Annotated in this window: 1 protein-coding gene; it reads left to right on the top strand. The window is 78.3% G+C overall.

Annotated features, from left to right (window positions below; all coding sequences use genetic code 11):
- On the top strand, positions 1–2,309 hold a 2,309-nt coding region (locus ACWENR_RS30510), incomplete at both ends, for an acyltransferase domain-containing protein (protein WP_452280397.1).

A 2,309-nucleotide genomic window follows, 5' to 3' on the forward strand; every position in this document is an offset into this window, starting at 1 on the left:
GTCGCGGGGGTGCTGTCGCTGGCGGACGCGTGCGCGCTGGTCGCGGCGCGGGGCCGGCTCATGCAGGCGCTGCCCGCCGGCGGCGGAATGCTGGCCGTGGCCGCACCGGAGGAGGCGGTGGCCGGGTCCATCGTCGGCCTGACCGACCGCGTCGGGATCGCGGCCGTCAACGGCCCCGCCGCCGTGGTGGTCTCCGGCGCCGCCGAGGCCCTGGCCGAGGTGGAACGAGCCTGGCAGGAGCGGGGCGTCCGCACCCGCCGGCTCACCGTCAGCCACGCGTTCCACAGCCCGCTGACGGAGCCGATGCTCGACGAGTTCCGCGCCGTCCTGGACCGGTTGACGTTCCGGGCGCCGCTGCTGCCGGTCGTGTCGAACCTGACCGGGACGCTCGCCGACCCGCAGGAGATCACCCGCCCCGAATACTGGGTCCGCCACGCCCGCGAGGCCGTCCGGTACGCCGACGGCGTCGCCGCCCTGCGCGCGGCGGGCGTCGGCACGTTCCTGGAGATCGGCCCGCAGAGCGTCCTGACCGCGATGAACGCCGACCTGCTCGGCGAGGACACGCTCGCGGTGGCCGTCCAGCGCCGGGACCGTCCCGCCGCCCAGGCGCTGCTGGCCGCGCTGGCCGAGCTGCACGTCCACGGCGTGCCGGTGACCTGGCCGCAGTGGTTCACCGACGCCGGCGCCGCCCGCGTCGACCTGCCGACCTACGCCTTCCAGCACGAGCGGTACTGGCTCGGCGCCGGCCAGGCGCGTCCCGCCGACGTGTCCGGCGCGGGCCTGGGCGCGGCCGGGCACCCCCTGCTCGGCGCGGCGGTCACCGTCGCCGGCGCCGACATGGTCGTGCTGACCGGCCGGCTCTCGCTCGCCACCCACGCCTGGCTCGCCGACCACGCCGTCTCCGGCGCGACGGTAGTGCCCGGCACGGCGCTCGTGGAGTTGGCGGTGCGTGCCGGCGACGAGGTGGGCGCGTCGCGGGTGCGGGATTTGACGATCGCCGCGCCGCTGGTGCTGCCGGCGACCGGCGCGGTGCGGGTGCAGGTGCGGGTCGGCGCCGCCGACGACGCCGGCACGCGGGCCGTGGCGGTGCACTCGCAGGCCGAGGGCGACCCGGAGGCCGACTGGGTCCAGCACGCCGAGGGCGTGCTGGAGCCGGCGTCGGCCGACGAGCCGGGCGGGGGGGGGTGGCCGCCGGCCGACGCCGCCGAGGTCGACGTCGCGGGCTGGTACCCGACGCTGGCGGAGCACGGCCTGTCGTACGGGCCGGTGTTCCGGGGGCTGCGCCGGGTGTGGACCGCCGACGACAACGTGTACGCCGAGGTGGCCCTGCCGGACGAGGCGGCGACGGAGGCGGCACGCTTCGGGGTGCACCCGGCGCTGCTGGACGCCGCCCTGCACCCGGTCGGGCTGCTGTCGGGCGCCGACGGCTCGGGCGGGCCGCGCGTGCCGTTCGCGTTCGAGGGCGTGCAGGTGCACGCCTCGGGCGCGCGGGTGCTGCGGGTGCGGTTGTCGCGTACGGGCTCCGCGGTGCGCCTGGTGGCCTGCGACGAGTCGGGCGCGGCCGTGGTGTCGGTGGACTCCCTCGTCCTGCGCGAGCTGACCGGGGTGGCCGCGGCGAGCGCGGCGGCCCGCTCGCTGTTCGAGGTCACCTGGCAGGCCCAGGAGGTCACCCCGGCCGGGGACGTCTCCGGGTGGGCGCTCGTGGGCCCGCCGGCCGGTGCCGACCCGGCGGCCATCGCCGAACTGCCGGCGTACGCCGACGTCGAGGCGCTCGCCGCATCGTCGGGCGCGGCGCCGCGACTGCTGCTGGTGCCGGCGGGCGGCCTGCGCCGAGCCCGCCACGTCGAGGAGGAGACCCTCCCGGTCGACGCGGAGGCGCGCGCCAACGACCCCGACGCGGTACGCGCGGCGACGTCGCAGGTGCTGGCGACCGTCCGGTCCTGGCTGGCGGCCGACGGGCTGGCGGACTCGCGGTTGGTCGTGGTGACGCGGGGCGCGGTGTCGGCCGGGGCCGGCGACCGGGTGTCCGACCTGGCCGGTGCGGCGGTGTGGGGTCTGTTGCGCTCGGCACAGTCGGAGCATCCGGGTCGCATCGTCCTGGCGGACGTCGACGGTGCCGTGGACGCCGGGCTGTTGGACGTGCTGGCCACGGTGGCCGACGAGCCGGTGGCGTTCGGTGGCCAGGTCGCGGTGCGCGCGGGCGAGGTGTTCGTGCCGCGCCTGGTGCGCGCGGTCGCCCCGGCTGCGGCGGAGACGCCGAGCCTGGGCGAGGGCGCGGTGCTGGTGACCGGCGGCACGGGCGCGCTCGG

Source organism: Micromonospora sp. NPDC004336, assembly GCF_053602615.1.